At 69.6% G+C, this 25,382-nt stretch carries 22 protein-coding genes; 5 read left to right on the top strand and 17 right to left on the bottom strand.

Going from position 1 to position 25,382, the window contains the following annotated elements; all coding sequences use genetic code 11:
* Positions 1-6: 6 nt before the first annotated feature.
* The 4 genes from AC1VNM_RS24960 to fba all read right to left on the bottom strand — a co-directional run bounded on the left by AC1VNM_RS24960 (position 7) and on the right by fba (position 3,730).
* Complete coding sequence (locus tag AC1VNM_RS24960) at positions 7-1,152, bottom strand: hypothetical protein (protein ID WP_483108676.1); 1,146 nt, start codon at positions 1,150-1,152, stop codon at positions 7-9.
* Positions 1,153-1,159: 7 nt separating this feature from the next.
* The gene (locus tag AC1VNM_RS24955; protein ID WP_431101442.1) at positions 1,160-2,056 is read right to left on the bottom strand and encodes a phosphoribosylaminoimidazolesuccinocarboxamide synthase; all 897 of its coding nucleotides are present in this window, start codon (positions 2,054-2,056) and stop codon (positions 1,160-1,162) included.
* A 98-nt stretch (positions 2,057-2,154) separates the two neighbouring features.
* Positions 2,155-2,580: a gamma-glutamylcyclotransferase family protein gene (locus AC1VNM_RS24950; protein WP_377158037.1), complete on the bottom strand. Its 426-nt coding sequence runs from the start codon at positions 2,578-2,580 to the stop codon at positions 2,155-2,157.
* Between the two features lie 85 nt (positions 2,581-2,665).
* On the bottom strand, positions 2,666-3,730 hold the full coding sequence (gene fba / locus AC1VNM_RS24945; RefSeq protein WP_377158039.1) for a class II fructose-bisphosphate aldolase: 1,065 nt from the start codon (positions 3,728-3,730) through the stop codon (positions 2,666-2,668).
* 374 nt (positions 3,731-4,104) lie between these two features.
* On the opposite strand from fba, the gene AC1VNM_RS24940 reads away from it, so the two are divergent.
* Positions 4,105-5,124, top strand: a complete 1,020-nt coding sequence (locus tag AC1VNM_RS24940) for an ATP-binding protein (protein WP_431101440.1) — start codon at positions 4,105-4,107, stop codon at positions 5,122-5,124.
* Positions 5,125-5,195: 71 nt separating this feature from the next.
* On the opposite strand, the gene AC1VNM_RS24935 is transcribed toward AC1VNM_RS24940, so the two are convergent.
* The 3 genes from AC1VNM_RS24935 to AC1VNM_RS24925 form a co-directional block, all read right to left on the bottom strand.
* On the bottom strand, positions 5,196-5,990 hold the full coding sequence (locus tag AC1VNM_RS24935; RefSeq protein ID WP_483108675.1) for a substrate-binding periplasmic protein: 795 nt from the start codon (positions 5,988-5,990) through the stop codon (positions 5,196-5,198).
* A gap of 28 nt (positions 5,991-6,018) precedes the next feature.
* Positions 6,019-7,449, bottom strand: a complete 1,431-nt coding sequence (gene pyk, locus AC1VNM_RS24930; protein WP_431101438.1) for a pyruvate kinase — start codon at positions 7,447-7,449, stop codon at positions 6,019-6,021.
* Between the two features lie 322 nt (positions 7,450-7,771).
* Complete coding sequence (locus AC1VNM_RS24925) at positions 7,772-10,090, bottom strand: NADP-dependent malic enzyme (RefSeq protein WP_377158045.1); 2,319 nt, start codon at positions 10,088-10,090, stop codon at positions 7,772-7,774.
* Between the two features lie 402 nt (positions 10,091-10,492).
* Between AC1VNM_RS24925 and pstS the strand changes: the two genes are divergently transcribed.
* On the top strand, positions 10,493-11,545 hold the full coding sequence (pstS, locus tag AC1VNM_RS24920; protein ID WP_483108674.1) for a phosphate ABC transporter substrate-binding protein PstS: 1,053 nt from the start codon (positions 10,493-10,495) through the stop codon (positions 11,543-11,545).
* A 4-nt stretch (positions 11,546-11,549) separates the two neighbouring features.
* Here the strand turns inward: pstS and AC1VNM_RS24915 are convergent, their stop codons facing one another.
* The 9 genes from AC1VNM_RS24915 to def form a co-directional block, all read right to left on the bottom strand.
* A complete protein-coding gene (locus AC1VNM_RS24915; RefSeq protein WP_483108673.1) occupies positions 11,550-13,112 on the bottom strand; it encodes a M48 family metallopeptidase in 1,563 nt (520 codons plus the stop codon).
* A 93-nt stretch (positions 13,113-13,205) separates the two neighbouring features.
* Positions 13,206-14,411: a phosphoglycerate kinase gene (locus tag AC1VNM_RS24910; RefSeq protein ID WP_483108672.1), complete on the bottom strand. Its 1,206-nt coding sequence runs from the start codon at positions 14,409-14,411 to the stop codon at positions 13,206-13,208.
* 176 nt (positions 14,412-14,587) lie between these two features.
* Entirely contained in the window at positions 14,588-14,917 is a 330-nt protein-coding gene (locus AC1VNM_RS24905) for an AzlD domain-containing protein (protein ID WP_377161605.1), read from the bottom strand.
* A complete protein-coding gene (locus AC1VNM_RS24900) occupies positions 14,914-15,687 on the bottom strand; it encodes an AzlC family ABC transporter permease (protein ID WP_483108671.1) in 774 nt (257 codons plus the stop codon). The genes AC1VNM_RS24905 and AC1VNM_RS24900 overlap by 4 nt, the downstream gene beginning before the upstream one ends.
* A 101-nt stretch (positions 15,688-15,788) precedes the next feature.
* Positions 15,789-16,568, bottom strand: a complete 780-nt coding sequence (locus AC1VNM_RS24895; protein ID WP_483108670.1) for a head GIN domain-containing protein — start codon at positions 16,566-16,568, stop codon at positions 15,789-15,791.
* Between the two features lie 134 nt (positions 16,569-16,702).
* Complete coding sequence (locus AC1VNM_RS24890) at positions 16,703-17,131, bottom strand: hypothetical protein (protein WP_483108669.1); 429 nt, start codon at positions 17,129-17,131, stop codon at positions 16,703-16,705.
* 173 nt (positions 17,132-17,304) lie between these two features.
* Positions 17,305-18,150 carry a zinc metalloprotease HtpX gene (gene htpX / locus AC1VNM_RS24885; RefSeq protein ID WP_483108668.1) on the bottom strand — a complete coding sequence of 282 codons (846 nt, stop codon included), beginning with the start codon at positions 18,148-18,150 and terminating at the stop codon, positions 17,305-17,307.
* Between the two features lie 142 nt (positions 18,151-18,292).
* On the bottom strand, positions 18,293-19,249 hold the full coding sequence (fmt, locus tag AC1VNM_RS24880) for a methionyl-tRNA formyltransferase (protein WP_483109327.1): 957 nt from the start codon (positions 19,247-19,249) through the stop codon (positions 18,293-18,295).
* Between the two features lie 11 nt (positions 19,250-19,260).
* Positions 19,261-19,773, bottom strand: coding sequence for a peptide deformylase (gene def, locus AC1VNM_RS24875; RefSeq protein ID WP_377158056.1), 513 nt, complete (start codon positions 19,771-19,773; stop codon positions 19,261-19,263).
* A gap of 227 nt (positions 19,774-20,000) precedes the next feature.
* On the opposite strand from def, the gene AC1VNM_RS24870 reads away from it, so the two are divergent.
* The 3 genes from AC1VNM_RS24870 (at position 20,001) to AC1VNM_RS24860 (ending at position 22,899) form a co-directional block, all read left to right on the top strand.
* Positions 20,001-21,161, top strand: coding sequence for a LysM peptidoglycan-binding domain-containing protein (locus AC1VNM_RS24870; RefSeq protein ID WP_483108667.1), 1,161 nt, complete (start codon positions 20,001-20,003; stop codon positions 21,159-21,161).
* A gap of 55 nt (positions 21,162-21,216) precedes the next feature.
* Positions 21,217-22,335 carry a DNA-processing protein DprA gene (gene dprA, locus AC1VNM_RS24865; RefSeq protein ID WP_483108666.1) on the top strand — a complete coding sequence of 373 codons (1,119 nt, stop codon included), beginning with the start codon at positions 21,217-21,219 and terminating at the stop codon, positions 22,333-22,335.
* A 111-nt stretch (positions 22,336-22,446) separates the two neighbouring features.
* Positions 22,447-22,899 (top strand): Smg family protein, encoded by a 453-nt coding sequence (locus AC1VNM_RS24860; protein WP_377158062.1) that lies wholly within the window; start codon positions 22,447-22,449, stop codon positions 22,897-22,899.
* 89 nt (positions 22,900-22,988) lie between these two features.
* On the opposite strand, the gene AC1VNM_RS24855 is transcribed toward AC1VNM_RS24860, so the two are convergent.
* A complete protein-coding gene (locus AC1VNM_RS24855) occupies positions 22,989-25,367 on the bottom strand; it encodes a DUF1631 family protein (protein ID WP_377158063.1) in 2,379 nt (792 codons plus the stop codon).
* Between the last annotated feature and the right edge of the window lie 15 nt (positions 25,368-25,382).

The raw sequence follows: 25,382 nt of genomic DNA, 5'->3' as shown, positions 1-25,382 counted from the left end.
GCCCGCTCAGGCCTGAAGCGCGCTTGCCGCGATCAGCTCACGCCATTGCTGCTGCTGTTCGGCGAACTGTCGCCACGCCTCGTCCGCCAGCGCCTGGTGGCGGTCCGCGTCCGCCGTCTCGCCGAGCAGCTGGAAGGTCTGCGCCAGCCGGCTGTGCGTGATCGCGCGGTCGTCGAGCTCGCAATCGGGATCGAGTTCGATCTCGGCCTCGCGCGCCTGGTGCAGCGCGTGCTCGTGCTGTCCGAGGTTGGCCCGGCACCAGGCCAGGTCCGACAGCAGGCTGCTGCCCAGGCGCTCCAGCCCCAGCGACATCGCCTGCGGCAGGTGCTCCTCGTAGAGGCGTCTGGCCTCGTCGAAGCCACCCTGCATCGTCAGCACCTGCGCGCGCAGCACCGGCGTGAGCTCCGCCATCATCTGCGCGCCGACCGCCTCGTCGAAGTGGTGCATCGAGTCCACCGTCAGCAGCAGTTCGGGACCGCGCGGCGCCAGGCCCGACAGGCTCTCGCGCCGCAGCTGCGACGCACGCATGCCGGCCATGTTGAACATCAGCGCGGACAGCGACGCGTCGTCCCCCTCGACCGACGCGTGGCGCCGCGCGCGGATGTACCAGCGCTGCGCGGCTTCGATGTCGCCGGCGTAATGCCAGCCCACGCCCATCGCCATGGCCACGCGCGCCAGCGCCACGTTGTGCTCGGGCAGCGCCTCGTCGAGGCAGCGCTTCGCATGCTCGACCAGCGCCGCGGGGTCGTGGCGGATGAAGGCCAGCTGCGCCAGCCAGGCCGAGGCCAGCACGCGCACCTCGACCAGCGCGGGCGAGGTGCCGGCGATCGTGTGCGCCCGCTGGATGCGGTCCCAGGCCTGCTGCGCGACGAAGCCGTTGTAGTAGCTCATCAGGCCTTCGGCCATGTGCAGCCAGGCCCCGATCTCCGGATGCGGGTGCTGGAAGGAGAGCTGATGCAGCGCCGTCAACGCCTCGCGCGCCTCGGCCACGGCGCCGTGCCGCGCCAGCAGCATCGCGCGCTTGGCCCGTGCGGCCGCCGAGGCCATCGGCGAGGTCGCGGCGGCGATGTCCTTCTCCAGCTGCTTCAGCAGCCGGGACTTGATCACCTGGGGGGCGGCGGCGGCGGAAGGCGGGGCTGAAGCGTCGTGCATGCCGGCCTCAGCGTGTCAGCCGTTCGAGCGCTTCCTGGTACTTCGCGGACGTGTTGACGATCACGTCCTCGGGCAGCGCCGGCGGCGGCGCGACCTTGCCCCAGGGCTGGCCGTCCACGGTCGCCTGCTCCAGCCAGTCGCGCAGGAACTGCTTGTCGTAGCTCGGCGGGTTGCTGCCGACCGCGTAGCTTTCCGCCGGCCAGTAGCGCGAGGAATCGGGGGTCAGCACCTCGTCCATCAGCGTCAGGGTGCCGTCGGCGTCGAGGCCGAACTCGAACTTGGTGTCCGCGATGATGATGCCCTTGGTCAGCGCGATGTCCGCGGCGCGCTGGTACAGCTGGATCGCGATGTCGCGCACGCGCTCGGCCATCTCGCGGCCGATGATCTGCGCGCAGCGCTCGAAATCGATGTTCTCGTCGTGGTCGCCCATCTCCGCCTTGGTCGCGGGCGTGAAGATCGGCTGCGGCAGCTTGCTCGCATTCTGCAGGCCGGCGGGCAGCTCGACACCGCAGACCTTGCCGCTGGCCTTGTATTCGGACCAGCCGCTGCCGGCCAGGTACCCGCGCACCACCGCCTCGATCGGCAGCGGCTTCAGGCGCTTGACCAGCATCGCGCGGTCGCGGACCTGCGCCTTCTCGGCCTCCGTCACCACCGACAGCGGATCGTCGCCGGTCAGGTGGTTGGGAACGATGCCGTCCAGCTTGTCGAACCAGAACAGCGCCATCTTCGTCAGCAGCGCGCCCTTGCCCGGGATGGGCTCGCTCATGATGACGTCGAAGGCCGAGATGCGGTCCGACGCGATCATCAGGATGCGGTCTTCGCCGACCGCGTAGTTCTCGCGCACCTTGCCGCGTGCGATGAGAGGAAGGGAGGTGATCGACGAGGTGTGCAGGGCGGCGGTCATGGGTGTGCAGTCGGTCGGAACAGCAAAGCGGGGATTCTAGAGGCGGCGTGGGAACCCCACCCGCCCCAGGGCGCCGCCGTCATCCGCTTTCATGCGCTTCAGATCGACGTGAATCCGACGTAGCGCGACACGAAGCGCGCCTTCCCCTCGCGCTCGAAGCGCGCCTCGTCCCAATCGCCGTCGTCCAGCGACGCGACAAGCGCCGGCTTGAACAGGTAGGTCCAGGCCCGCCGCCAACTGCCGTCGGCCAGCGTCACCAGCACCTCGTGGCGTTCGTAGTCGTCGCCCTCGAAGCGGTCCAGTCGCTCCCACGCGGCGTCGGGCACGTCGAGGTAGAGCCGGCCGACGACATGGTGGCCGGTCGCCGGGATCATCGCGGGGTAGTCGTGACCGCGGACCGGATGGCGCGCGTGGTCGGCCAGCGTGGCCGATACGGGCGTCGCGGCCGGCTCGGCGTCGGGACCGCAGACGCGGGCCATGATGTCCGGCCACATCAGCGTGCCGTAGGTGAAAGCGTGCGCCATGGCCGGGCTCCGAAAGACGAGGGCGGATGTGAAAGGACCGGCGCGAGGCCGGTCCGGTTCGGTTCAACGCGCTTGCGTCAGGCGCTTACTGGACGACCTGCGCCAGCTCGCCGCGCTCGTAGGCGGCGGCCACGTCGACCAGGCTGCGCGGCTTGATCTTCGGGGCCTGGCCTTCGCAGCCGAACTCCAGGTAACGCGCCTTGCAGACCAGCTTGGCGGCCTCGCGGGCCGGCTTCAGCCATTCGCGGGCGTCGAACTTGTCCGGGTTCTCGAACAGGAACTTGCGCACCGCGCCGGTCATCGCCAGACGGATGTCGGTGTCGATGTTGATCTTGCGCACGCCGTGCTTGATCGCTTCCTGGATCTCCTCGACGGGCACGCCGAAGGTCTCCTTCATCTGGCCGCCGTACTGGTTGATGATCGCCAGCAGTTCCTGCGGCACGCTCGACGAGCCGTGCATCACCAGATGGGTGTTGGGGATGCGCTTGTGGATCTCCTTGACCCGCGAGATCGCCAGGATGTCGCCGGTGGGCTTGCGCGAGAACTTGTAGGCGCCGTGGCTGGTGCCGATGGCGATGGCCAGCGCGTCCAGCTGCGTCGCCTTGACGAAGACCGCGGCCTCTTCCGGGTCGGTCAGCATCTGGCTGTGGTCCAGCTTGACGTCGGCGCCGATGCCGTCTTCCTCGCCCGCGTCGCCGGTTTCCAGGTTGCCCAGGCAGCCCAGTTCGCCCTCGACGGTGACGCCGACCTTGTGCGCCATCTCGACGACGCGGCGGGTCACGTCCACGTTGTAGTCGAAGCTGGCGGGCGTCTTGCCGTCGTCCATCAGCGAGCCGTCCATCATCACCGAGCCGAAGCCCAGGTTGATCGCGCCTTCGCAGATCTTCGGGCTGGTGCCGTGGTCCTGGTGCATCACCAGCGGGATGTGCGGGTAGGCCTCGACCGCGGCCTGGATCAGGTGCTTGATGAAGGCTTCACCAGCGTACTTCCGGGCGCCGGCGCTGGCCTGCAGGATCACCGGGGCGCCGACCTCGTCGGCGGCGGCCATCACGGCCTGCACCTGCTCCAGGTTGTTGACGTTGAACGCTGGAATGCCGTAGCCCTGTTCGGCTGCGTGATCCAGCAGCTGGCGCATCGAGACGAGTGCCATGAGAGTTCTCCGAGATAGTGAAAAATCCTGGGCCGCGGGCCAGCGCCGAACCTCGCCGTAACCGCGCCGTAACTGGTCGGGATTCTAGCCAGCCCCCATGACCGGCTCTGTAACGAACCTGGGGCTCCCCCTGAACTGGTGCCATACCAGCACCCGTCAGGGCCGCCGGCGCCGCCGTCCCGGGGACTGTCGCGGGCGCAGACCGCATCCGCGCAAGCGCACTCCCCCCGGACAGGGGTCTGTGCGCTTGCGCGGCGGCGGAAGCGGCCGGTAGGCTGTCGCCCGGGCGTCCCGCCCCGTCGGAGCAAGCGCCGTGCCTTGCCCCGCCGCCGGCGGCGAGGACCGCCCGCGCGACCGCCGCTTCCAGGAACTTCATGACCCGCCTCGCGATCGATCAGCTGACGCTCTGGATCACCGCCGCCGCCAATGAGCACTCGCTCGACCTCCCCGCCTTCGTCGAAGAACGCACCGGGGCCAGCCACCGCGCCACGTTGGCCGCGCTGCGCCGGCTGGTCGACGCCCACTGGCTGACGCGCTCCGGCACCGCCCGCCGGCCGGTGTTCGGACCCGGCGCGCTGCGGCAGGTGGCGCGCAGCTACACGCTGCACGGCCTGATGGAGGACGTGGTCTGGCAGCGCGACTACGCGCCCCATTTCGCGCTGCCGCGCCACGTCGCGCGGATGATCCAGCACGGCTTCACCGAGCTGGTGAACAACGCCATCGACCACAGCGGCGGCACCAGCGTCACCGTGTCGCTGCGCCAGACGCCGACGCACGCCCAGCTGCTGGTGTCGGACGACGGCTGCGGCGTCTTCGACAAGATCCGCGACACCTATGAGCTGACCGATGCGCGCCACGCGATGCTGGAGCTCAGCAAGGGCCGGCTGACGACGCAGCCGCAGGCGCACACCGGGCGCGGGCTGTTCTTCAGCTCGCAGCTGGCGGACGTCTTCGACATCCACGCCAACGGCAAGGCGTTCCAGCGCCGCGCCTGGGAAGGCAACGCGTGGAAGGACGGCAAGGGCCTGCCGCGCCAGGGCAGCTCGATCTACATGGCGATGTCGCTGGACAGCACGCGCACGCTGGAGCAGGTGCTCGAGCAGTGGAGCGTCGACGGCACCGGCATCGCCTTCGACCAGACGCGGGTGATGCTGAACCTGGTGGTCGTCGCGGGGCAGATGCTGGACTCGCGCGCCCAGGCCAGGCGCGTGGCGGCGCGGCTGCCGCAGTTCAAGCGGGCGGAGGTGGACTTCGACGGCGTCACCGATGTGGGCCACGCCTTCGCGGACGAGCTGTTCCGCGTCTTCGCGCGCGCGCACCAGGAAGTGGAACTCGTGCCCCTGAACATGACACCGCGCATCGCCGCGCTGGTGCAGGCCGCGCGCAACGCCTGAGGCCGGCCACAACGCCGCGCGCGCCGCTTCGCCGGCGCCGCGGCGTCCAGTCCGCCGTCCAGGAACCGCGCTCAGAGATCGCTGTCGACCAAGGCCTGGATCGCGGCTCGCCTGCGGGCGATCGCGTCGTCCAGACGCGGCAGCAATGCGGCGGGTTCGCTGCCCTTGGCGGCGCCGAACAGGATGCCCTCTTCCACCACAGGCTTGGGCAGGACCAGGAACTGCGCCCCGTTGCGCAGCGCGCGCAGCCGCCGCTCCAGCGCGGCAGCGCTGCCGCGGTGGGTCGCGAGCATCGCGTCGCAGCGCCCCGCCGTCAGCATGCGCACGCGGCCCCCGAGATCGTTGCCGCCGCCCTCGACGCGGAACAGCTGCTGCTGGCGCGCCTCCTCGAACGCGGCGCCGTAGGTCGAGCCGCGCGGCACGCACAGCGCGCGGCCGCGCAGGTCTTCGAGCTTGTCGAACCGGATCGGCTTCGCCTTCGGCACGACCAGCCAGCCGCGGCTCACGAAGGCCGGCTGGCTGTACGCGAACAGCCTGTCCCGCGCAGGGCTGCGCGACAGCCCGAAGACCAGGTGCTGACCGAGTTGCGCGCCCAGCAGCGCGCGCGGCCAGGGCAGCAGCAGCAATTCCCATTGCAGGTCGGCCGCCTCGGCGATCTGCTTGAGCAGCGGCAGGACGAAGGGCTTGTGCGTCTGCTCGCTGATCGCGAGCCGGACCGGCTCCCGGCCGTCCACGACGACCCCTGGAGCGGCATCGGCGCCGGCACCGCCGACGCCGCCCGCGCCACCTTGCGCGAGCACGGTCCCGACCGTCATCGTCGCGCCGGCGCCGACGATCAGGAGATCGCGGCGGCGCAGCGGGGTCACGGCGCGGCTCCGGATGTCCGCTGCCCCGTCAACCGACGCGGCAGACCTTCAGCATGTTGGTGCCGCCCGGGTAGCCCATCGGCTCGCCGCAGGTGATCGCATAGGTGTCGCCGGGCATCAGCACGCCGCGTTCGATCAGCAGGTCCTCGGCAGCCTTGAGCGCCTCGTCGCGATCGTTGAAGTTGGGCATCAGCAGCGGCGTCACGTTGCGGTACAGCGCCATCTTGCGCAGCGTCAGGACCTGCGAGGTCAACGCGTAGATCGGCACGTGGATGCGGTGGCGGCTCATCCACAGCGCGGTGGAGCCGGACTCCGTCAGCGCCACGATCGCCTTGCAGCCCAGGTGGTGCGCGGTGAACAGCGCGCCCATCGCGATCGACTGGTCGATGCGGCCGAACTGGCGGTTCGCGAAGTCGGTGTCCAGCGTCACGAACTCGGCGTTCTCCGCCTCCAGCGCGATCGCGGCCATCTGCTGGATGGTCTCGACGGGGAAACGGCCGGCGGCCGTCTCGGCGCTCAGCATCACGGCATCGGTGCCGTCGAGCACGGCGTTGGCGACGTCGGACACCTCGGCGCGAGTCGGCACCGGGTTCACGATCATCGACTCCATCATCTGCGTCGCGGTGATGCAGACCTTGTCGAGCTCCAGCGCCATCTTGATCATGCGCTTCTGCAGCGCGGGCACGGCGGCGTTGCCGACTTCCACGGCCAGGTCGCCGCGGGCGACCATGATGCCGTCGGAGGCCTTGAGGATCGCTTCCAGGTGCGGGATCGCTTCGTAGCGCTCGATCTTGGCAATCATCCCCGGCTTGTGGCGGAAGGGCTCGCCGGCAACGTTGGCCAGCTGGCGGGCCATTTCCATGTCGGTGGCGTTCTTGGGGAAGCTCACCGCCAGGTACTCGCACTGGAAGGACATCGCGGTCTTGATGTCCTCCATGTCCTTGCCGGTCAGCGCAGGCGCCGTCAGGCCGCCGCCCTGCTTGTTGATGCCCTTGTTGTTGGACAGCTCGCCGCCCTGCTTGACGACGGTGTGCACCTGCGAGCCGCGCACCGCCTCGACCGTCAGCACCAGCAGGCCGTCGTTGAGCAGCAGCGTGTCGCCGGGCTTCACGTCGCGCGGCAGCTCCTTGTAGTCCAGGCCCACGACCATCTCGTTGCCAGGCTCGGTGCGGTCAGCGTCGAGCACGAAGGGCGTACCGTTCACCAGCTCGATCTTGCCGTTCTCGAACTTGCCGACACGGATCTTCGGACCCTGCAGGTCGGCCATGATCGCGACCTGCCGGCCAGCCCGCGCCGCCACTTCGCGCACCATGCGGGCACGGTCGATGTGATCCTGCGCCTTGCCGTGCGAGAAGTTCAGCCGCACCACGTCGACGCCGGCCTGGATCATTTTTTCCAGGACCTCGGGAGACGACGAAGCAGGACCGAGGGTGGCGACGATCTTGGTGGCACGGGACATGTCTTGTCTCTGTCTGAAATTTAGTTACAGCGGTCGATTATGAGCCGCAAGAACGACGTCGGAACAGTTTCCACGAGTTACGACACAGTTTCCAACGGCATCGGTCGCTCAGACCGAGCCTCGGTCGCTGAGACCGAGCCTCGGTGGCATGACCACCCCCGGCGACTCGGTACTCGCGAGGGGGCGCCCAACTCGGTCCGCTCACCTTCGGCTCGCTGCCCTCAGACAGTCTGCGCCCAGTCAGTCATGGAAGCGCGCTCCGCGCGCCCTCGCTCGGCCTCCTCGCCGGGGGTGGCCATGCCACCTCCATGCAAGGATCAGATCAGGCCTTCGCGGCCTTGACGTCGGCCACCGCCAGCGCCGTCATGTTGACGATGCGGCGCACCGTGGCCGACGGGGTCAGGATGTGCACCGGACGCTTGGCGCCCAGCAGGATCGGGCCCACCGTGACGCCCTGGCCGCCGACAACCTTCAGCACGTTGAACAGGATGTTCGCGGCGTCGAGCGTCGGCAGCACCAGCAGGTTGGCGGAGCCGGAGAGCGTCGATTCGGGCAGGAAGTTGTTGCGCACGTCCTCGGACAGCGCCGCGTCGCCGTGCATTTCGCCGTCGCATTCGATGTTCGGGTAGGCGGCGGCGAACAGGTCGCGGGCGCGACGCATCTTGACCGCCGACGCGCGCTTGCTGCTGCCGAACATCGAGTGCGACAGGAACGCCACCTTCGGCGGCAGGCCGAAGCGCTGCAGTTCCTCGGCGGCCTGCCAGGCGATGTCGGCAAGCTGCTCGGCGGTCGGATCCTCGTTGACGAAGGTGTCGGCGATGAAGAGCGTGCGCTGCTCCAGCATCAGCGCGTTCATCGTCGCGAAGTTGGAAACCTCCGGCTTCAGGCCGATCAGGTTCTGGATGTGCTCCAGGTGCGAGTCGAAGCGACCCACCGTGCCGCAGATCATGGCGTCGGCATCGCCGAGCTGGATCGCGAGTGCGCCGATCGTCGTGTTGGAGCGGCGCACCGCCGACTTGGCCATCTCCGGCGTGAAGCCGTTGCGGCCCATGACCTGGTGGTAGGCCTCCCAGTACTGGCGGAAGCGGTGGTCGTTCTCAGGGTCGATCACCAGGGCATCCTCGCCCAGCTTGATCCGCAGGCCGGCGCGCTTCAGGCGCATCGCGATGACTTCGGGGCGGCCGATCAGCGTGGGCTTGGCCAGGCCTTCGTCGAGCGCCACCTGCACGGCGCGCAGCACGCGTTCATCCTCGCCCTCGGCGTAGATGACGCGGGCCGGATGGGCCTTCGCCTCGGCGAAGACCGGGCGCATGAACATGCCGGTCTGATAGACGAAGCGCGAGAGTTGCTCGCGGTAGGCGGCCATGTCCTTGATCGGACGCGTGGCGACGCCGGACTCCTCGGCCGCCTTGGCCACCGCCGGCGCGATGCGCAGGATCAGCCGGCTGTCGAAGGGCTTGGGGATGATGTAGTCGGGACCGAAGGCCAGGTCTTGCCCCGCGTAGGCGGCGGCGACTTCCGGCGGCGTCTCGGCCTTGGCCAGCTCGGCGATCTCGCGCACGCAGGCGAGCTTCATCGCCTCGGTGATCTTGGTCGCGCCGCAGTCCAGCGCGCCGCGGAAGATGTACGGGAAGCACAGGACGTTGTTGACCTGGTTCGGATAGTCCGAGCGGCCGGTCGCGACGATGCAATCGGGGCGCGCTTCCTTCGCGAGCTCGGGACGGATCTCCGGCTCGGGGTTGGCCAGCGCCAGGATGATGGGCTGACGCGCCATGGTCTTGACCATCTCGGCGGTCAGCACGCCGGCGGCCGAGCAGCCCAGGAACACGTCCGCGTCCTTGACGACGTCGGCCAGCGTGCGCGCCGACGTGATCTGGCAGTAGCGGCGCTTGGACTCGTCAAGTTTGCCGGCGTCGGCGCGCTCGCTCTGGACCACGCCCTTGGAGTCGACGACGAAGACGTTCTCGCGCTTCACACCCAGGCCGACCATCACGTCCAGGCAGGCGATGGCCGCGGCGCCGGCGCCCGACACCGCCACCTTCACCGCGCCGATGTCCTTGCCGACGAGCTCCAGGCCGTTGAGCAGCGCCGCGCTCGAGATGATCGCGGTGCCGTGCTGGTCGTCGTGGAAGACGGGGATGTTCATCCGCGCGCTCAGCTGCTTCTCGATGTAGAAGCACTCGGGCGCCTTGATGTCCTCGAGGTTGATGCCGCCCAGCGTGGGCTCCATCGCCGCGATGATCTCGACCAGCTTGTCCGGGTCGCGCTCGGCGAGCTCGATGTCGAAGACGTCGATGCCGGCGAACTTCTTGAACAGGCAGCCCTTGCCTTCCATCACCGGCTTGGCGGCCAGCGGGCCGATGTCGCCCAGGCCCAGCACCGCGGTGCCGTTGGTGATGACGCCCACCAGGTTGCCACGGGAGGTGAAGTCCGCGGCCAGCGACGGGTCGCGCTCGATGTCGAGGCAGGGATAGGCGACGCCCGGCGAGTAGGCCAGCGACAGGTCGCGCTGGTTGGCGAGCGGCTTGGTCGGCGTGACGGCGATCTTGCCGCGCGTCGGGAAGCGGTGGTAGTCCCGCGCCGCCTCGCGCAGTGCGGCCTCGGCCGGGCTCAGGTCGAGGTCGTCGTTCTTGTCGGTCATGCAAATCTCCGTCGCGATGAATGAGGCCCGGCGCCCTGTCGTCGTCGGTCTTCGCGGCGCGACATCGCGCCTTCGTAACCGCCCGGTAATGGGGCCTGGGGGGCGCAAAGCTTAATCCTCCGGCTCCGGCGGCGCGATGAATTCAGCTTTAACTCCCATGCAAAGATGGCAATCGCCGATGCGCGCAGTGGAATCGGCATCGGGATTTGCCCGCAAGTGGGAACAACCTCCCCGGATCCGCCCGCAAGTGCCGCCACCGGGCATCGATCACGGCGTGCGAAGAACGTGCTCACTAGAATGCGCCCCGCTGTCGACTACCTCTTCCGAGCTTCCGCCGTGCCTGCCTCCCGTCCCGCCTCTCCTCGTCCCGCTTGTTCTCGTCCCGCCTTTCCGCGTCGTGCCTTGCTGCGACTCACCGCCGCCCTCCCCATCACCCTCGCCTTCGGCGCACCGCGGGTCCTGTTCGCGCAGACCGCTGCGCTGGCGGGGGCCGGGGCCTCGTTCCCCTCGCTGGTCTACGGCCGTTGGGCCTCGGCCTACGAGAAGGCCAAGGGTCAGGCCGTGAGCTACAAGCCGACCGGCTCGGGCGACGGCGTCAAGCAGATCACCGCGCGCGGCGTGGCCTTCGGCGGCAGCGACTCGCCACTGACCGCGGAGGAACTGGCCAAGCGCAAGCTCGTGCAGATCCCGATGCTGGTCGGCGGCATCGTGCCGGTGGTCAACTTGCCGGGCGTGCCGGAGGGCCGCCTGCAACTCACCGGCGACCTGCTCGCCGAGCTGATGATGGGCCGCGTCGCGAAGTGGAACGACGGCCGCATCGCCGCGCTGAATCCGGGTGTCGCGTTGCCGGCGCTGCCGGTCAAGCGCATCGTGCGGGCCGACAAGTCCGGCACGACCGAGGGCTACACGCGCTATCTGGCCGCCGTGTCGACGGCCTTCGCGAAAGACATCGGCGTGAACGCGCAGCCGAAGTGGCCCGGCGACGTCGAAGCCGCCGAAGGCAACGACGGCATGGCCAAGGCGCTGAAGGCGGCGCCCGGCACGATCGCGTACGTCAGCTACGACCGCGTGCAGCGCGACAAGCTCAACGGCGTGCGCCTGCGCAATGCCGCCGGCCAGTGGGTGGCGGCGGGCGAGAGCGGCTTCAAGTCGGCGATCGCCAACAGCGATCTCTCGCGCAAGGGCGACGACCTGGCTTCGCTGATGGACCGCGACGGCGCGGAGAGCTGGCCCATCACGATGACCAGCTTCATCCTGATCGACGCGACGCCCGCGACCAGCGCCGGCGCGGCGCCGGTGATGAGCTTCCTGTACTGGTGCTTCATGCACGGCGACGACCTGACACGCGGCACCGGCTTCGCGCCGCTGCCAGTGGCACTGCAGTCGAAGCTGGCCGCACGCTTCGCGGCCGTCAAGCCGGCCGACGGGAAGCTGCCGGCGTATCTGGGGATCTGAAGCCTCAACCCTTCAGGCGCGGCGTCACATCGACACGCGCCTGCAATTCGGGCGGCAGTCCCTCGGTCATGTAGCTGAAGCGCGGCATCCAGTCGCGTCCTGCGGGCAGCACGAATCCCATCGTCAATGCCAAGGTCGTCGCGACCTGCTCGAGAGTGAGCTTCATCGCGATCATCCGCTCGGGATCGACGCGCAACACGACGGCCACGGTAGGCGGCTCGACCGGCACGTCGAAGAGCCACGCCTGCACGATGGCCGGGTTGACCGACACCGCCCGACGGAGCGCCTCGATCTGCGACGGCGCGAGATCGCAAGGCCGAACCTGTCCGTGCTCGATCGCCGCCTGGGCCGCGGCCCGCCGGCGATGGAGACGACGCCAGGCGGCGTCGTCCGATGGCTCCGGCAACTCCGGCAGTTGCGGCAGCACGGGCCGGCTGTCCGCGTCGAGCCCGACCAGCGCCTCGTGCGCCATCGCCCAGCTCAAGCGCTCGCCGACGCCCGCCCACGGTCCTTGAGCCTGGCAGAGTTCCGGCCAGACGCCGTCCAGCCATTGGGCGGCGGCGCTCTCTTCCCAGGCGGGAGGCCGCAACTCGATCGACTCTCCGACCACGCCGAGCGCCTCCATCCGTTGGCGGTGCGGCGGATGGCTTCCCTGCGGCTGGCGATGGCGCAGCGCTTCGGCGATTTCCTCTGGCGTCGGTGGATGCGCCAGCAGCTCCTGCGCTGCGTGGTCCGCCCACTGCGCGGGTGGCTCTGCGCTCGCGCGCAGCGCATCCACGTCCAGCGAGGTGGACGCCTCGCCCTGGCGCATCACGGCAATCTCGATCAACAGCAGCGCACGCGCCAACGCCTCCGGCGACGCCCACTGCGCCGCGAGCGCGTCGGCTTCGAATTCGCAGCGTCGTGAATGCGCCTCGGAGGCACGACTGAACCACGGAAGGAAGAGCTCCGCGAAGTTCGCGCCGGCGCGATCCCACGGGCTGCTGTCGTCCTCGTCCTCGCGAACGCTCGTGGCCCAGGCGGTCCAGGCCGCACGCGTGCGATAGAGCCAGTGCCCGAGCCGCCCATGCCGGCGCGAGAAGTGCCCCAGCTCATGCGCAATGACCGTCTCCGCCGCGGCGGTATCCAGCAGGCGCAGCAGCGGCAGGCCGAGGATCAGCACGCGCCGGGTCGGCCGCAGCGAAACGCCGCGATGTTCCTCCAGCGCGCCCGCGTTGATGCTGTTGTCGATCGCGATGGCATGGAGACGCGGAGCCCCGATGGCATCGGTCATCTCGTCGACGCGGGCGTAGAGCCGCGGCGCCTGCTCGCGCGTCAGGCGGTGCGGCGACCCGTGCCAGCTCGGCTGCGCCAGCCAGGCCATCAGCACGAATGCCAAGACGCCAGCGCCCCAGAAGAGCCAGTTGTCGAACACGGCGGCCGGCGCCAGGGTCACCAGCGCCGCCGGCACCAGCAGCATCAGCTGGTGGAAGAACGAGGCCGCCAGCGCGATCAGCGCCAGCCAGACCGGCGCGATGCCGGTCTCCGCACCGCGCACCGCAGGCGTCGTGCCGTCGATGTCGCTCATGATCCTCCTCCCTCTGCGCCCGTGTCCTGCGTGGGACCGGGTCGAAGAAAAGGGCGCTCGACGGCGCCCTCGATGTTCAGCCGCCGCGCGGCTTCAGCCCTGCGCGCGCTTGGCCAGGATCTCGAACGCGGGCAGCGTCTTGCCTTCCAGCACTTCGAGGAAGGCGCCGCCACCCGTGGAGATGTAGCCCACCTGGTCTTCGATGCCGTACTTGGCGATCGCCGCGAGCGTGTCGCCGCCGCCGGCGATCGAGAACGCGTCCGACGCCGCGATGGCGCGGGCGATGGTCTCGGTGCCGTGGGCGAAGGCGTCGAACTCGAACACGCCGACCGGGCCGTTCCACACGACCGTGCCGGCCGCCTTCAGTTGCTCGGCCAGCAGGGCCGCCGTCTTCGGGCCGATGTCCAGGATCAGGTCGTCGTCGGCGACGTCGGTCGCGGCCTTCACCGTGGCCGGCGCATCGGCGGCGAAGGTCTTGGCCGTCACCACGTCCACCGGAATCGGCACCGCGGCGCCGCGCGCCTTCATCGACTCGATCACGGCCTTGGCTTCGCCGACCAGGTCGGGCTCGGCCAGCGACTTGCCGATCTTCAGGCCGGCCGCCAGCAGGAAGGTGTTGGCGATGCCGCCGCCGACGATCAGGCCGTCGACGTTCTTCGACAGCGACTGCAGGATGGTCAGCTTGGTCGACACCTTGGAGCCCGCCACGATCGCCACCAGCGGACGCTTCGGATTGGCCAGCGCCTTGCTGATCGCGTCGATCTCGGCCGCCAGCAGCGGGCCGGCGCAGGCGACCTTCGCGAACTGTGCGATGCCGTAGGTCGAGGCCTCCGCGCGATGCGCGGTGCCGAAGGCGTCGTGCACGAAGATGTCGCACAGCGCAGCCATCTTCTTGGCCAGCTCTTCGCTGTTCTTCTTCTCGCCCTTGTTGACGCGGCAGTTCTCGAGCAGCACGACCTGACCCGGCTTCACGTCGACGCCGTCGACCCAGTTCGCGACCAGCGGCACGTCGCGGCCGAGCAGTTCGCCCATCCGCTTGGCGACCGGCGCCAGCGAATCCTCGGGCTTGAATTCGCCCTCGGTCGGACGGCCCAGGTGCGAGGTGACCATCACCGCCGCACCGGCCTTCAGCGCCATCTCGATCGCGGGGATCGAGGCGCGGACGCGGGTGTCTTCGGTGATCTGGCCGGCATCGTTGAGCGGCACATTCAGGTCGGCGCGGATGAACACGCGCTGGTCGGCCACCTTGCCGGCGGCGATCAGATCGGCGAAACGCTGGACGTTCGGCAGGACGTTCATGGGATGAGCTTCGAGTAGTTGGAAAGCGGTGCGCCGAGGTGCTCGCGCGTCGTGGAGACGCAGCGGGAGAAGCCCGGCAAATCGGGCCGCAGCTTAACAGCCGCGTGACGGCACGCCCCCTCCGAGCGGGTTACGGAACGCCGCTGAAACCGGCGACCGCCCGCCCGGCCGGCCGCTCACCAGCCGAGCCCGATCCGCAGCGTCAGCATCACCGCGGTGCCGCTGATGATGGTCCCGAGGATGCCGCGCTTCCAGAAGAAGTAGGCCGTGCCGACCGCCGCGGCATAGAGCCGCGCGTCCTTCCAGGTGTGGATCAGCTCCCCTTGCGTCATGACGATCTCCGGCACGATCACCGCCGCGAGCGCCGCCAGCGGCGCATAACGCAGGCCGTCGCGGACCCACTGCGGCAGCGGGACCTCGCGATCCGGGATCATGAAGAAGCTGCGCGTGACCATGGTGATCACCGCCATGCCGAGGATGCCCAGCGCCGCCTCCCACACGCTCATGCCGGTCTCCCCGAGGAGGAACCGGACGAGCTGGTCGGTCCGGGTCCCGGTCCCGGCGACGCCGGCGGGAGCCACTTCTCCATCAGCAGCCCCACGGCCACCGCCGCGGCGATCGCCACGAGGATGTTCAGCCGCAGCGGCAACGCGTACGCCGCCACCGCCGCGCAGCCGGCCACCGCGCCCGAGATCCAGGTGTTGCGGTCCTTCAGCAGCGAGTAGCTGAGCCCCAGCAGCGCCAGCACGCCGGCGAAGCCCAAGCCCCAGTTGGTCGGGATGCGGTCGGCGAGGAGGATGCCGGCGATGGCCGGGATCTGCCACGCGGGCCAGTTGGCCGCGACGCCGCCCCAGAAGTACGGGAGCTGGTTGTCCGGATCGGGCTTCAGGTCGGGGAAGCGCTTGAGGAAGGCGACGTAGTTGAGGTCGGCAGCGAAGTAGCCGATGACCAGCCGCTGCGTGCGCGGCAGCGGCCCGAAGTACAGGCGCCACTGGGCGCTGAAGATGACGAAGCGCAGGTTGACGCAGAAGGCCGTGGCCCACAGCACCCACAGCGGTGCGCCGCTGGCGAGCAGGGGCAGTGCGGCCAGCTGCGAGCTGCCGGCGAAGACCGTCAGGCTCATCAGCAGCGACAGGCCCACGCCCAGGCCGCTCTTGACCATGGCCACGCCGGTCACCAGCCCCCAGGCCGAGATGCCCAGCGTGATGCCGAGCATCTCCTTCGCGCCGCGCTTGAATTCCGGGTGGCGCACCAGCGCCGAGAGTCCTTCCGCCATGGGCGCGATTGTCGTCTGCGCGGTGCCCAAACGAATCGCCCCTCGCCCGCTGTCGCGTCGAGGGGCGTCCACACAGCGCCCGGGGGCGCCGCGTCAGGCGCTCACTTCAGCTTGCGCACCGAGCCCGAGCCCGCGTTGGACATGCTGATCTCCGGGCTGCCGACGTAACCGACGTCGCCCGAACCGGCGATGCGCACGTCCAGCTTGCGCGTCGGCGCCACGGTGACGTCGCCGCTGCCGGAGATGCTGACCTTGGCCTCGTCCACGATCAGTTCGCGGGTCTTGACGTCGCCGCTGCCGGCCACCGTCACCGACAGCGCGTTGGCCTTGCCGTTGAAGAGCATGTCGCCGCTGCCGGCGACGCGCAGCGTCACATGGTCGGCCTCCAGGCCCTGCACGCGCAGGTCGCCGCTGCCGGCGATGCTGGCGTCCAGGTTGCCGGTCTTCATCGGCTCGACGCGGATGTCGCCCGAGCCCGAGATCGACAGGCCGCGCAGCTGGCGCATGTCCAGCGTGATCGTCGGCGTGCCCCGGGCGTTCAGGCTGAAGCCGCGCTTGGGCGAGATCTCCAGCGTGCGGCCCTTGCTGCCGTCGACGACCTTGGTCTCGATGTAGCTGAACAGGTTGCGGTCGGTCTTGACCTCGACCTTGTCGGCCGAGCCCTGGCGCACGAAGACCTTGAAGTCGCCGGACAACGCCACCGCGTCGAACGCGCCGACGTCGCGGGCATCGGCGGCGACGTCGCCATTGCCCTCGATGCGCTGCGAGCTGCCGAAGCTCAGCGACCAGGCCTGCGCGGTGCCGACGGCGCCCACGGACGCCAGGCTCAGCGCGGTGATGGCGAACAGACGGCGGGTGGCGCGGAAGGACGGGGTGGTCATGGACGATCTCCTGATCTTTCGGATGATCGTATCTTCGCCGCGTCGCCCCGGCCCGGCGACCGGGCGATGACGAACTGCACCATCCACGGGATCAACTGCACGGCTGGGCGATGTGCCGATGCAGCGGGCGACGCTCAATGGCCGCCCTTGCCCTTGTCCGAGGTCTTGTCGGCGGGCTTGTCCGCGGCCTTCTCGCTGACCTGCCCCTTGGCGGAGCGCGGCGATTCCTCCTCGTCGTCCGACGCGGCCACGCCGGGCCGGCTGGCCTGCGGGTTCGCGACCAGCGGACGCGTGCCCTCGAGCTTGTTCTCGCGCATGTACTCGTCCATCTCCCGCCAACCGTCGTAGACGGCCGCCTTCTGGGCCTTGGGGTTCAGGGCGTAGCAGTCCTCGATGGCGCGCAGCGCGTTGCGGCAGGCGCCGCCGATGGCCTTGCCCTCGGCCTGCTTGGCCGCGGCGACCTTGGCGGGATCCTCGATGCCGAGCTGATCGCAGCCGGCCAGCAGCGCGGCGGCGCCGAGCAGCGCCGCCAAGGCGGTCAGGGAACGGGAAGAGGCCTTCATGCTGTCCTTTGCGACCGCCGGGGACAGGCGCTTGAAACAGGCGCACCAGCGGTATCGGGCCATTGTGCCGTCGACGCCATCACCCCCGATCCAATGAAAAACACCGCCCGGAGGCGGTGTTTCGTGGTTCCGGCGCCCGGGATCGCCATCGGCGTGCCCCGGCGTCGCGGTGCTCAGCGGCGGGCCATCGCCATCAGGCGCTCGATGCGCTCTTCGGTCGACGGGTGGGTGCTGAACAGCCCCCGGATGCCACCGCCCGAGAGCGGATTCATGATCATCATCTGCGCCGTTTCCGGGTGGCGCTCGGTGGTCTCCAGCGGGATGCCCTGGGCATAGCGGTGGATCTTGTCGAGCGCGGTCGCCAGCGCCTGCGGGTCGCCGGAGATCTCGGCACCGCCGCGGTCCGCCTCGAACTCGCGGGCGCGGCTGATCGCCATCTGGATCAACGAGGCCGCGATCGGCGCCAGGATCGCCACCAGCAGGCCGACGATCGGGTTGGCCGGACGGCCTTCGCTGTCGCGCGGGCTGAAGAACATCGCGAAGTTCGCCAGCATCGAGATCGCGCCGGCCATGGTCGCGCTGATCGTCGAGATCAGGATGTCGCGGTGCTTCACGTGGGCCAGCTCGTGCGCCATCACGCCGCGCAGTTCGCGCTCGGACAGCACGCGCAGGATGCCGGTGGTCGCGGCGACCGCGGCATGCTCCGGATTGCGGCCGGTGGCGAACGCGTTGGGGGCGTTCTCCTCGATCAGGTAGACCTTGGGCATCGGCAGCTGGGCGCGCGCGGCCAGCTCCTTGACCAGGTTGTAGAACTGCGGCGCGCTGCGCTCATCGACTTCCTGGGCGTTGTACATCTTCAGCACCAGCTTGTCGGAGAACCAGTAGCTGAAGAAGTTCATCCCCACCGCGACGACCAGTGCGATCAGCATGCCCGTCTGGCCACCCAGCAGGGAGCCGATCGCCATGAACAGCGCGGTGATGGCGGCCATCAGGATGGCGGTCTTCATCAGGTTGAACATTGCAATCACTCCTCGAAAACAGCGGCCGGAGCCGCGAAGGGAAACTCACCCGGACAGTACACCGTCCCGATGTCCCATGTGACGGCAAGGCGGCCCGGTTCAAGCCGGGGCCGGTCCGGTTTGACCGACGATTCAGTCAGGGTTAAGCGAAGCGGGTACCGACCTGCAGCGGCCGCGCCTGCAGGAACGCGGCGGCGGGCAGGCGCTTGCCGCCGGCACGCTGGAGGTCGGTCAGCCGGACGCTGCCCGCGCCGCAGGCGACGACCGGGCCGTCGGGCGAGACCGCCAGCACCTGTCCGGGCTCGCCGAGCGTGCCTTGGACCTCGACGACCTCGGCACGCCAGACCTTCACCGCCTCGCCGTCGAGCTGCGCGACGCCGCCCGGGAAAGGATCGAACGCCCGCAGCCGGCGCGCGATCTGCGCGGCGTCGTCGGTCCAGCGGATCTGGCTCTCGGCCTTCTCGATCTTGTGGGCGTAGGTGACGCCCGCCTCGGGCTGCTTCACCGGATGGAAGCCGCCGCAGGCGGCGAGTTCCAGCGCCTCGACGATCAGCCGGCCGCCGAGCGTCGCCAGCTTGTCGTGCAAAGTCGCGGTCGTGTCCGCCGCGGCGATCGGCAGCCGCTCGAGCAGCAGCATGTCGCCGGTGTCCAGGCCCTCGTCCATCTGCATGATGGTGATGCCGGTCTCGGCGTCGCCGGCCTCGATGGCACGGTGGATCGGCGCGGCGCCGCGCCAGCGCGGCAGGATCGAGCCGTGGATGTTCAGGCAGCCCAGTCGCGGCAGTTCCAGCACCCACGTCGGCAGGATCAGGCCGTAGGCGGCGACGATGAGCACGTCCGGGCGCGCGTCGGCCAGCGCCTGCCGGCCCGCCTCGGCCTCGTCGGGGAACTTGCCGTCGAGCCGCAGGCTGCGCGGCTGGGCCACGGCGATGCCGCGCGCCACCGCCAGCTGCTTCACCGGCGAGGCCTGCAGCTTCATGCCCCGGCCGGCGGGGCGGTCGGGCTGGCTCAGCACCAGCGGGACCTCGAAGCCGGCGTCCAGCAGCGCCTGCAGCGCCACGGCGGCGAATTCGGGAGTGCCCGCGAAGGCGACGCGCAGAGCCGAGGCCATCAGTGCTTCGCGTCCTCGCGGGCCTTCTTCACCAGCTTGGTCTTGATGCGCTCGCGCTTGAGCGGGCTCAGGTACTCGACGAACACCTTGCCGGCGAGGTGGTCCATCTCATGCTGCACGCAGACGGCCAGCAGGCCTTCGGCATCGAACTGGAAGGTGTGGCCGTCGCGGTCCAGCGCCTGGACGGTGACCTTCTTGTGGCGCATGACCTTGTCGTAGATGGTCGGCACGGAGAGGCAGCCCTCCTCGCCTTCCATCATCTCCTCGCTGCGCGCGACGAGCTCCGGGTTGATCAGCACCAGCGGCTGGTTGCGCTCCTCGGAGACGTCCATCACCAGCAGGCGCTCGTGCACGTCCACCTGCGTGGCGGCCAGGCCGACGCCGTCGGCGTCGTACATCGTCTCCAGCATGTCGTCGGCCAGCGCGCGCAGGCGGTCGTCGACCGCGGCGATGGGCTTGGCCACCGTGTGCAGGCGTGGATCGGGGTATCGAAGAATGGAAAGTTTCGCCATGGTGAGGACGCGAGGCGCGGTGAGCCGCTGTGGACAGCGCACAACGCCGGTTTGTAAGGGCTTGCAAGGGAGGGCGGGCCGGTTCATTGCCGGGCCCCCTGAACCGGGGCAGAATCGCCGCCAGCGAGACGGTTGATTTTCGCCGATTTGGCGGTCAGTCTGGCCCTCGTCACAAAAGCGCCATTGGCCACGAGGGGCCTTCGATCTCGGCGCGCGGAGAACAAGTAATGACGCAAAGGCGGCCGCTGGGCTTGACGATGATTTCTGCAGCCCTGCTGGCGGGCACCTTTGCCGCCGCGCCGTCGTTCGCGGCGGGGGACTTCCCCATCACCCAGGGACAGCGCCAGACGGCGCAGCAGGTCGCCCAGGCCGGCGTGCCCCTGTCGGAGCTGGCGCCCAACGCCCCCGACACGTACACGGTCAAGGCAGGCGACACGCTCTGGGCCATCTCGGGCATCTTCCTGAAGAGCCCGTGGCGCTGGCCCGAGCTCTGGGGCATGAACAACGACCAGATCCGCAACCCCCACCTGATCTACCCCGGCCAGGTGCTGATGCTGATCAAGGCCGACGGCCGCGCCCGCCTCCAGCTGGGCCGCGACGTGGGCGCCGGCGGCCCCGGCGGCACGGTGAAGCTGTCGCCCCGCGTGCGCTCCGAGTCGCTGTACGACGGCTCCATCGCCGCGATCCCGCAACACCTGATCGAGCCCTTCCTCAATGAGGCGGTGGTGCTCAACAGCAACGATCTGGACGCCGCGCCGCGGATCTTCTCGGCGCAGGAGAACCGCGTCTGGATCAGCAAGGGCGACCTGGCTTACGCCCGCGGCAACCTGCCGGCCAACGTCGAGAACTTCCGCGTGTTCCGCGAGCCGCGCCCGCTGCGCGATCCGGTGACCAAGGAGGTGCTGGGTTATGAAGCCGTCTACGTCGGCACCGCCGACCTGACCCGCCCGGGCAGCGGCAATGGCACGAAGAACGAGGTCCCGGCGACGCTGACGATGACGCTGAACCGCATCGAGGCACAGCCGGGCGACCGCCTCGCTCCGGTACCGGAGCGCGGCTACACGAGCTACGTGCCCCATGCACCGCAAGGCCCCATCAGCGGCTCCATCATCTCGGTCTACGGCGATGCGATCACCGCCGGCCAGAATCAGATCGTGGCGCTGAACAAGGGCAAGCGCGACGGTCTCGAGCGCGGTCACGTGCTGGCGCTGTGGCACGCCGGTCGCGTCGTGCGCGACCCCACCACCGCGCGCCGCGAAGAGATCCGGCTGCCCGACGAGCGTCACGGCCAGCTGTTCGTCTTCCAGGTCTTCGACCGCGTGTCGTACGCGCTGATCCTGTCGGTCCAGGAACCGGTCGTCCCGGGCGACCGGTTCACGCAGCCGTAATCACGGCGGTCAGCGCGGCGGCTCTCCGGATCAGGTCGTCCCGAGGACCGCACGGATGAGCCACGACGAACTGCGCGACTGGCTTCATCTGCTGTCCTGCGTCTCGCGCGGCGCCGCCCGGCGGCTGCTCGCGCGCCACGGCGCACCGGGCGCCGTCCTCAGGGCCGGCCGCGCCGGCTGGGGCGCCGCACTTGCTCCGGAGGAAGCCACGCTGCTGGCGAAAGGCCCGGACCAGCTTGACCGGCTGGTCCGACGCACCGAAGACTGGCTGTCCAGCGGCGAGCGCCGCTCGATCCTGCTCCTGGGCGCACCGGACTACCCCCTGCCTCTGCTGCACACGGCCGATCCGCCGCTGATGCTCTATCTGGACGGCCGGCGCGAGCTGCTCAGCGAACGCTGCGTCGCGGTCGTCGGCAGTCGGCGCCCCAGCCCGCAAGGCGACGAGAACGCGCGGTACTTCGCCGCCGGCCTGGGCGAAGCGGGCTTCTGCGTCGTTTCCGGACTGGCCCAAGGCATCGACGGCGCCGCGCATGAGGCCGCGCTGAACACACGAGGCAGCACGATCGCGGTTCTCGGCACCGGGCCGGACCAGGTGTACCCGCTGGATCATGCGGATCTCTCCCGCCACGTCGCGCGACGCGGGCTGCTGGTGAGCGAGTACTTCGTCGGTACGCCTCCGATGGCGCCGAATTTTCCGCAACGCAACCGCATCATCGCGGGACTGTCGGAGGGTTGCCTGGTGGTCGAGGCCGCCCTGAAGTCGGGATCCCTGATTACCGCGCGGCAGGCGTCCGAGGCAGGCCGGGAGGTCTTTGCCGTCCCGGGCCCCATCCATGCGCCGCAATCCAAGGGGTGCCACTACCTGCTCAAGCAGGGCGCCTGCCTGGTCCAGGAGTTGGACGACCTGCTCAACGAACTCCCCACCGGCGGACTGCCGCGCACGGTGCCGCTCGACCTGGAACCCGACAGCGCGCCGGCGCCCGAGGCCGTGGAAGCGGACGTCGATCACCCCCTCCTTCGCGCGATCGGGCGGGACACGGTGTCCCTGGAGCAGCTCTCGCAGCGCAGCGGTTGGCCGCAGGACGAGCTCAACGCGACGCTGCTGGACCTGGAGTTGGACGGTCGCGTCGCACGGCTGCCCGGCGCGCTTTTCCAACGCCGCCGCACGACGTGAATCCCGATCCCGTCAAGAACGCGTTCCGGCGTTCTGGAAGGAGGAATTCCATGCGCCGGACCGTTCATTTCGGGAGGAAGGGCTTTCAGGGCGTCGGTTATCATCCCCGCCATGTTTGACGTCCTCGTCTACCTGTACGAAACCTATTGGCGGCCCGACGCCTGCCCGGATCACGCACAGCTGACCCGGAAACTGTCGGCGGTCGGGTTCGAAGACGACGAGATCCGCGACGCCCTGTCGTGGCTGGACGGCTTGGCCGGCGCTGCCGAATCCCATCACGGTGAGCCCGGCGAACGCAGCATGCGCGTCTACACGCGCGATGAGCAGGACCATCTGGGCGAGAGCTCGATGGGGTTCATCAGCTTCCTGGCCTCGGCCGGCGTGCTGCCGACCGCCATGCGAGAGATGGTGATCGATCGCGCGATGGCCATCCCCGGCGGCCCGCTCGACCTCGAAGACCTGAAGATCATCGTGCTGATGGTGTTCTGGAGCCTGGGCGAGGAGCCCGATGCGCTGATCCTCGACGAGTTGTTCGTCGCGCCGGAAGAGCGCCTGATCCACTGATACGCCTGCTTCCAGCTGGCGCAGAAAGCAGAACCGGCCCCGCATCGCGGCGCCGGTTTTTTCATGGGCGCGTGGAACGCCGGTCTGACTCAGGCCAGCAGGCGGCTCGGGTCGACTTCCAGCTTCGCGAGCGCGTTGCGCGTCGCCTTCACGGTGAGCGATTCGTCCTGCGCCGGCAGCATCAGCCCGGCTTGCAGGAACGCGGCCAGCCGGCTCAGCTGGAACAGCACGCCCCGCCCTTGAGGCGAGACGAACAGGATCAGGTGATGGCGCAGCCCGCGCCAGACAAGCTGGACCGGCTCGACCCGGCCGCGGTAGTCGAGCATGTACCAGCTGCCGACCTGCAACTCGCGCGCCCACGCCAGCATCGCCGACGTCGGTGCCGCGCCGCCCTCGGCGACCACTTCCAGCCCGTCGCATTCATGGCTGGACAGGTCGCGCACCAGCGTCTCGTTGATCTCGCCGGACTCGGGCGACGGGAGCATCGCCTCCAGCGTCTCGAGCTGGCTCATCAGGTCGTCCAGCCGCTCGCGCGGGATCGCCGCGGTCTTGGCAGTGAACGCGGCGGCCAGTGCGTTGTTCAGCGACCGGATGTGTTCGTCCTGGCGCTCATGGCTGAGGCCCGCGTGGCCCATGCCGTCGCGCAGCGTCTTCAGCAGCGGCGGCAGGCGACGGATCACCTCGGCCCGGTCCTCGCGGGACACCTTCGCGCTCGCGGACCAGATCAGGTCGGCCGCGGCGCGCTTCATCGCCTTGGTCTGCTCGGCCTGGGGACCGTAACGCACGCCCGTCACCGCCAGCACATCCGCCCAGACCTGGAACAGGAAGTCGCGCACGCCGTCCTGCACCGGGACCTCGGACAGCATCTTGCGCAGTTCGATCGTGTACTGGATCGCCAGCGTCTCGCGCTGCTCGACCTGCTGCGCGAGCGACACGCCCTTCTTCGAGACCTCGTTCTCCTGCTCGAAGTAGTGATCGAGGAATTTCTCGAACTCGGTCAGCACCGTCTGGAAGACACGTCGGCCGGTGTCGGGGTAGGCCTCGACGACCTGCACCACGCGCTTGATCTCGCGCTCCAGCGCATCGCCGATCTCGGCGGTGGAGGTGCTGAAGCCCATCACGCACGAGCCCATCCGGTCGATCAGGCGGCGCGCGGGATGGTCGTCCGTGGCGAAGAAGTCCGGCTCGCCGACGGCCACGCGCAACACCGGCATCTGCAGCCGCGCGAACCAGACGCGGATCGCCGGCGGAATGCGTTCTTCCTGCAGGATGGCCTGGAACAGCAGCGCGACCAGTTCGATCGTGGCACGCTCGGCCGGCGTGTCGGCGGCGTTCTTCAGGACCTGCTTCAGCGCCTGGTTGCGGTGGCGGATCTCGTCGAGTGCCTGCGGGGCCGTCAGTTGCTGGTCGACCGTCGCGACCTTGTCCGCACGGCGCTGCACCGCTTCCTGCGCGTGATTGATCGCGGCGGTCAGCCGTGGCGAACCGGTCCGCGTCGCCGGACCGGCCGGATGACCGGACATCGTCGCCGGGCCGGCCGGTGCGGCGGGCAATCCGCTGCGCGTCGCCGGCCCCGCCGCCGGCATGCCGGAACGCGACGGCGCCTGGGCCTGCGGCTGCGCCAGCTCCGGCACATGCCGCGCAAGCACGCGCTGCAATTGCGCCATCACCTGCTGGGCCGACTGGCTGGCCGGCGTCCCCGCCGGACCCGCCGGGACGGCCACCTGCGCCGCCTGCGGCGCGATGCCGCCGTGCGCCTGGCCCGGACCCTGCGCCGGCCCCAGCGGCGCGGCCTGCGTCATCCCCCCCGCCGGCGCGTTGCGACGGATGAAGGGGCGCAGGTCCACCTCGGGCATCACGCCCTGCTGGATCAGCCAGTGGTTGGCCTCGTGATAGGCCTCGTTCAGGAGCTGCGAGAACTCATGGTGCAACCAGCGCTGCAGCATCTGCCAGACGGAGCTGCTCAGGCCGGCCTCGAACCAGGCATCGAGCACCAGTCGCGCCAGCACCTGCGCGCGCAGCAGATCCTGCTGCTGGAGGTCCTCGACGCGCTCCAGCGACTGCATCCGGTTGCGCAGGTCGCTGAATTCCCAGCTGGCCTTGTCCATCATCGCCAGCGCCAGGCGGGAGGCAATGATCTCGCGCTCGATCGTGTCGTCGCTGACGAGGGTCAGGTTCTGCGGGCGCGACGACAGCGAGGCCGATCGCGAATCGCCCGCACCGTGGTGGTACGCGTGCCGCAGCGACTTGCCCAGCCGCGCGTGCCAGGGGGTCGAGGCGCGCTGCCACGCCTCGAAGGCGTCGCGGCGGGCCATCTGCAGCGCGTGCTCGGCCGGCTGCGCGAGCTGGTCCTGCACCGCCGTGGTCAGGACCGCCACCATGGCGGGCAGCCCTCGCAGCAGCACCTCCGTGTGGACGCGCCGCGCTTGCGAAGCCAGGGCCTGGGATCTTGCGTCGGCGGCGGTCATCGAGCTCGAGTTTGA

This window comes from Mitsuaria sp. MSU3D, assembly GCF_056867975.1.
Note: the sequence above shows the minus strand (reverse complement) of the source record. Positions and strands in the feature narration are given on the sequence as shown.

Excerpts from the sequence above, each read along its gene's own strand:
- AC1VNM_RS24960 (WP_483108676.1), bottom strand. The coding sequence starts at position 1,152 with ATGCACGACGCTTCAGCCCCGCCTTCCGCCGCCGCCGCCCCCCAGGTG.
- AC1VNM_RS24860 (WP_377158062.1), top strand. The coding sequence starts at position 22,447 with ATGTTTGACGTCCTCGTCTACCTGTACGAAACCTATTGGCGGCCCGAC.
- AC1VNM_RS24890 (WP_483108669.1), bottom strand. The coding sequence starts at position 17,131 with ATGAAGGCCTCTTCCCGTTCCCTGACCGCCTTGGCGGCGCTGCTCGGC.
- AC1VNM_RS24900 (WP_483108671.1), bottom strand. The coding sequence starts at position 15,687 with ATGGCGGAAGGACTCTCGGCGCTGGTGCGCCACCCGGAATTCAAGCGC.
- AC1VNM_RS24910 (WP_483108672.1), bottom strand. The coding sequence starts at position 14,411 with ATGAACGTCCTGCCGAACGTCCAGCGTTTCGCCGATCTGATCGCCGCC.
- AC1VNM_RS24915 (WP_483108673.1), bottom strand. The coding sequence starts at position 13,112 with ATGAGCGACATCGACGGCACGACGCCTGCGGTGCGCGGTGCGGAGACC.
- AC1VNM_RS24855 (WP_377158063.1), bottom strand. The coding sequence starts at position 25,367 with ATGACCGCCGCCGACGCAAGATCCCAGGCCCTGGCTTCGCAAGCGCGG.
- AC1VNM_RS24950 (WP_377158037.1), bottom strand. The coding sequence starts at position 2,580 with ATGGCGCACGCTTTCACCTACGGCACGCTGATGTGGCCGGACATCATG.
- AC1VNM_RS24870 (WP_483108667.1), top strand. The coding sequence starts at position 20,001 with ATGACGCAAAGGCGGCCGCTGGGCTTGACGATGATTTCTGCAGCCCTG.
- AC1VNM_RS24895 (WP_483108670.1), bottom strand. The coding sequence starts at position 16,568 with ATGACCACCCCGTCCTTCCGCGCCACCCGCCGTCTGTTCGCCATCACC.
- pyk (WP_431101438.1), bottom strand. The coding sequence starts at position 7,449 with ATGTCCCGTGCCACCAAGATCGTCGCCACCCTCGGTCCTGCTTCGTCG.
- AC1VNM_RS24955 (WP_431101442.1), bottom strand. The coding sequence starts at position 2,056 with ATGACCGCCGCCCTGCACACCTCGTCGATCACCTCCCTTCCTCTCATC.
- htpX (WP_483108668.1), bottom strand. The coding sequence starts at position 18,150 with ATGTTCAACCTGATGAAGACCGCCATCCTGATGGCCGCCATCACCGCG.
- AC1VNM_RS24925 (WP_377158045.1), bottom strand. The coding sequence starts at position 10,090 with ATGACCGACAAGAACGACGACCTCGACCTGAGCCCGGCCGAGGCCGCA.
- AC1VNM_RS24905 (WP_377161605.1), bottom strand. The coding sequence starts at position 14,917 with ATGAGCGTGTGGGAGGCGGCGCTGGGCATCCTCGGCATGGCGGTGATC.
- def (WP_377158056.1), bottom strand. The coding sequence starts at position 19,773 with ATGGCGAAACTTTCCATTCTTCGATACCCCGATCCACGCCTGCACACG.
- AC1VNM_RS24940 (WP_431101440.1), top strand. The coding sequence starts at position 4,105 with ATGACCCGCCTCGCGATCGATCAGCTGACGCTCTGGATCACCGCCGCC.
- fba (WP_377158039.1), bottom strand. The coding sequence starts at position 3,730 with ATGGCACTCGTCTCGATGCGCCAGCTGCTGGATCACGCAGCCGAACAG.
- dprA (WP_483108666.1), top strand. The coding sequence starts at position 21,217 with ATGAGCCACGACGAACTGCGCGACTGGCTTCATCTGCTGTCCTGCGTC.